Annotated in this window: 4 protein-coding genes and 2 pseudogenes; 2 read left to right on the top strand and 4 right to left on the bottom strand. The window is 69.6% G+C overall.

The features are described from left to right. Positions 1-480: 480 nt before the first annotated feature. Positions 481-861, bottom strand: a pseudogene (locus FCI23_RS54335) (transposase); the annotation flags it as partial. A 298-nt stretch (positions 862-1,159) separates the two neighbouring features. Here FCI23_RS54335 and FCI23_RS54325 point away from each other — a divergent pair. Beyond that, positions 1,160-1,630, top strand: a complete 471-nt coding sequence (locus tag FCI23_RS54325; protein ID WP_136731579.1) for a hypothetical protein — start codon at positions 1,160-1,162, stop codon at positions 1,628-1,630. Positions 1,631-2,044: 414 nt separating this feature from the next. On the opposite strand, the gene FCI23_RS54315 is transcribed toward FCI23_RS54325, so the two are convergent. Together FCI23_RS54315 and FCI23_RS54310 are read right to left on the bottom strand one after the other, a co-directional pair. After that, positions 2,045-2,449, bottom strand: coding sequence for a restriction endonuclease (locus tag FCI23_RS54315; RefSeq protein WP_136731577.1), 405 nt, complete (start codon positions 2,447-2,449; stop codon positions 2,045-2,047). Continuing rightward, positions 2,446-2,787, bottom strand: coding sequence for a hypothetical protein (locus FCI23_RS54310; RefSeq protein ID WP_246144915.1), 342 nt, complete (start codon positions 2,785-2,787; stop codon positions 2,446-2,448). The genes FCI23_RS54315 and FCI23_RS54310 overlap by 4 nt, the downstream gene beginning before the upstream one ends. A gap of 162 nt (positions 2,788-2,949) precedes the next feature. On the opposite strand from FCI23_RS54310, the gene FCI23_RS54305 reads away from it, so the two are divergent. Next, complete coding sequence (locus FCI23_RS54305; RefSeq protein WP_136731576.1) at positions 2,950-3,522, top strand: GNAT family N-acetyltransferase; 573 nt, start codon at positions 2,950-2,952, stop codon at positions 3,520-3,522. A gap of 73 nt (positions 3,523-3,595) precedes the next feature. Here FCI23_RS54305 and FCI23_RS62085 read toward each other — a convergent pair. After that, a pseudogene (locus tag FCI23_RS62085) lies at positions 3,596-4,149 on the bottom strand (hypothetical protein); the annotation flags it as partial.

Below are 4,149 nucleotides of genomic sequence, written 5' to 3'. Positions count from 1 at the left end.
CACCTGGACCGCGACCGCCGACGAGATCCTCGCCAAGGTCCGACTCGTCCAGACCAACATCAAGAAACTCGTCGACAACAACGCGAAGTGACACAAACAGGATCACGAGACACTAGCCGGGTACTTCGCACATGGGGGAATCGCTTGCGGGGCTTGTGTCAAGCGATGTTGAACCGGTCGGTACCAGTCAACATCGGGGACACCTTGCCCAACGACCGAACCCCGAAGTGGTGTCGACTCGGCCACGAATCGATCCGCGATCATGGCCGCCGTCACCCACACGAGCTACGTGCGGAGGACGGGGCTAGCCTCGATCGTTCATGAGCCTGTGTCAGCTTGCTGACGCGGGCTCTGGGCTTTTGTGGATGGGCGTGTTCTGTCTTGTGGGTGTGGCGAGGGCCCGAGTGTCGCCTCGGGTGGGCGCGGAGTTCCACGGCGCCGGGGGTGATGCGGTTCGTCGGGACGGGCGGGGTGGTCTGGTCAGTCCGGCGCCGGTAGGACCTGGAGCCGAGCGAAGGCACTGGTGAGGGCCTCGGTCCAGGGCCAGTGGCGGGCGAAGCGCAGGTAGGTGTGTCGGCCTGTGGTGGTCAGGCGGGCGGCTGCGGAGAACTGTCTCAGCCGGAGGGTCTTGGGCTCCCAGCGGCGGGCAGGTCCGTCGAGAGCCAGCATGGGCAGCCAGGCGAGAAGGTCCAAGGCGAGGGAGACGACCTCCAGCCAGACCTGGTTGTGGGCGGCGCCGTGGAGGGGCAGGTTGCGCAGGCCGGTGTCGCGGACGGCCCGAACGCGGTCCTCGGCGCGGGCCCGACGGCGGTGGCGGAGCTCCAGGTCGGCGAGCTGCCGGCCTGCGGTGTTGGTGACGAAGGATTTCCGCAGCGACGGCCATAAAATCCCTGATCACACCCGGTGTCACCATTTTGGACCAGCACAGGGTACAGCGGCGGCCCGTCCTCGGCGGGCTGATCAACGAGTACCGACGAGCAGCATAAAATCCCTGGTCAAGTCCATAGTCGCTAGTTTGGACCAGCACAGGCGTGAGGACCACCCGATTGGCCACTCACCGCGCATGCGCGGCTTCAGAATGCGAAGATTTCTTATGCGTCGAGTCGGTGGCACATGAACGTGCAAAATTCCACTTTTGGCACGATAGGGGACACGGCCAATGACACGTGTGATCGCCGGGCTGCTGCGCGGAGCGGCGGCCGGGGCTGCAGGTACCACGGCGCTCAATGTCACCGGCTACCTTGACATGGTCTACCGCGCCCGCCCCGCCAGCCACACACCCGAAGCCACCGTCGAGGCACTGTCCCAGGCGGTGCACGTGACGGTACCCGGGGACGCGGCACAGAAGGAGAACCGCATCGCCGCCCTCGGGGCACTCAGCGGGATCGCCGCGGGTCTGGGTATGGGGGCGCTTCTGGGTGCAGCGCGCTCCCTCGGCTGGCGGCCTGCGCCTGCGGTAATCTATGCGGTCGCGACGATCGGTGCAATGATCGGTACCAACGGTCTCATGACAGTCCTGAGAGTCACCGACCCGCGGGCCTGGTCACGGACAGACTGGATCGCGGACCTCGTGCCGCATCTGGCCTACGCCGGCGTCACCACCGCGGTAGTCACGGGTCTCGACCCCTGATCACCATGTTCTGTACCTACACCGGGCCGAAGTCATCGTCCCATGAGGCCCATGACCAGCTGGCGCGGCGGTTCGAGGTCTTGCTCCCACGTCTGAATGAGCGTCAGCGGCGGTTGGCGCTTCCGCATGGCCTTGCGGGTGGTGGTGCGGACTATGGGGGATGTGTCTGTGCGGGCAACAACCCCGCCTTCCCGGACCCGGCGGACAAGCGCGGCGCTGAACTCCTTTACCGCGTCGGCGATTTGAAGCGCTGGGCACGCAACCGGCCCCGCGCCGCTATCGGCACCACCGACCTGTCGTAGGAGTCGACGCCGCACACATGGAGAAGCCCCCGGCGACCGCTGGTGCAGAGCGGGCCGCTGGGGGCTTCATGGTGGTCGCCCGGAGCCGACGGGGGGCGGCGCCGGGCGACGATCAGGGGGAGACGCTGGTTGTCGCTTCCACGGCGGGCACGGCGTCCTGGAGCCGGTCCAGCCTCTCGTACAGCGCACGCAGCATGCGGGCCTTGTTCTGCACCCCGTGCAGGTTCCGGGACCGCTGCGGTAGACGGCCGTCGGCCTCGCCCAGCACGATTTCGGCGAGCAGGCGCCGGCCGTCGTCGTCGGGCAGCCTGCTCGCGTACTCGCGCACATCGGCGGCGACCGCGTGGGCGGCTCCGGTCAGCAGCAGCCCGACCTGTTCGTAGTCGTCGGGCTGGAGCGCCCCCGGGTCGGACCACGCAAGCACCACTCGGGCCACTCGCTCGTGCGTTGCGCGATCGAGCGGCAGCTCCGCGTCGATCCGGCCTTCGGGGTCGTACAGCACGGTGTAGCCGTTCATGACACGGGCGCCCCTTCGGGTGCGTGAGCGGTGAGGTCGCGCAGACGGTTGGCGAGCCGGTCTGCGGGGACCAGGACGGGCGGCTCGCCGTCGCGCGGGTAGCTGATGAGGTCGGCGGCCGCCGTGCTGTCGTCGTACGTGGCGGGCATCAGCAGCGCGTTGCCGTCGGACAGCACCCGCACGCCGGGAAGGCCGGCGAGGACGTCGCCGGAGCCGGGCGGCACCATCACGTACAGCACACCGCGCACGTGGTCGACCAGGACGAGAGTGCCGCGGTGCGGGCCGATGCGCAGCCCGACCAGCGCCTCCAGGCCCCTGTCCAGGGGCGTGATGGCCACCGCGTCCCAGTCCTTGCCGCAGGACGACCACCGGGTGCGGTTCAGCCCATGGGCCCACTTCGCACGCTTCTGGCTGCTGGGCTGCGCGAGTTTGTGCCACTACGGAACGGCAGATGCCTTCGCCACAGTGGCCTCCCCTACCGCCACCGGAGGAGGACGGGCGTGACCAGCACCCGCACAGACGTCGTGATCCGTACGTACGGCCCCGGCCAGGTCCCGCCGCTGCTCGACACGATCGCGGACATCTGGTCCGACGCGCACCCCGAACTCGTCAACACCCCAGGCGCCTCCACCGACGGCCTGTCCGCCGCCGCGCTGCGCCGCCAGGTCACCCTCCACCTCAAGCACGAGGGCTTCACGCTGGTCGCGGCGTACGCGAGCGGCTCCATGGTCGGCTTCGGCTACGCCTTCCCGTGCACGCCCGAGTACTGGTACGGCGAACTCCTCCCCGAGATCCCGGAACACGTCCGCGCCGGTCGCCTCATGGGCCTGTGCGAGCTCGCCGTTACCCCGGCCCGGCAGTCCCAGGGCATCGGCTCCCGCCTCCACTCCGAGCTGCTCAAGGCCATCAACCCCGACTACGCCTCGCTCCTGGTCCGCCCGGACAACACTGCCGGCCGCGGCCTGTACGACCGCCTCGGGTACACGTACGCGGGCCCGTACCGCAACGAACCCGGCGGCCCGGTCTACGAACTCCTGCTTTTCCAGGTCGACGGGGAGACCAGCGAGCAGTGACCACACGCACCCCTGGGCAAGCTAGTTCCGTGCGGCGACACCTACGAGGCGCGCGTCGCGCCTAGTGCTGGCTTCAGGCGAGGGCGGTGTGGAGGGCGCGTACGGCGGGCTCGCGGTGGTGCTGGGCGGGGATGGACTGGTACAGGTCCGTGGCGCGGGCATGGATGAGGCCGGTGCGGTAGCCGGCGGGGAGTACGGCCAGAGCGGCAGCGGCGCGGCGGCACGCCTGCTCGGTGTCACCGTCATGGTGGGTACAGGCGGCGGCGTCGATCGTCAGCAGGGTGCGGGTCATGCTGCTGGTCGGGGCGGACAGTTCGAGCGCGTGGTCCTGGCTTTCGCGGGCCCGCCCGGTGTCGCCCAGGGCGGTGAGCGCGTGGGAGAGGTGGACGTGGTGTTTCTGCTCGCAGTGCCCGAACCAGGTGTCGGCCCGCTGCTCGCCGCTGAGCTGCTCCATGAGCCGGTCGGCGTCGGCCAGCGCGTGGCGGGCCTGGTCGGGTTGGCGGGAGAGGGCGCGGGCGGCGACGGCGGCGGCCAGAGTCGCGGCGGCGGTCGGGGCGGTGCCGGCGGTGCGGCGGGCCTGTTCGGCGAGGACGGCTGCGGCTTTGGGGGAGCCGTAGTTCAGGCCGA

The sequence above is a fragment of the Actinacidiphila oryziradicis genome (assembly GCF_005047355.1).
In the GTDB taxonomy this organism is placed as follows: Bacteria; Actinomycetota; Actinomycetes; order Streptomycetales; family Streptomycetaceae; genus Actinacidiphila; species Actinacidiphila oryziradicis.
Note: the sequence above shows the minus strand (reverse complement) of the source record. Positions and strands in the feature narration are given on the sequence as shown.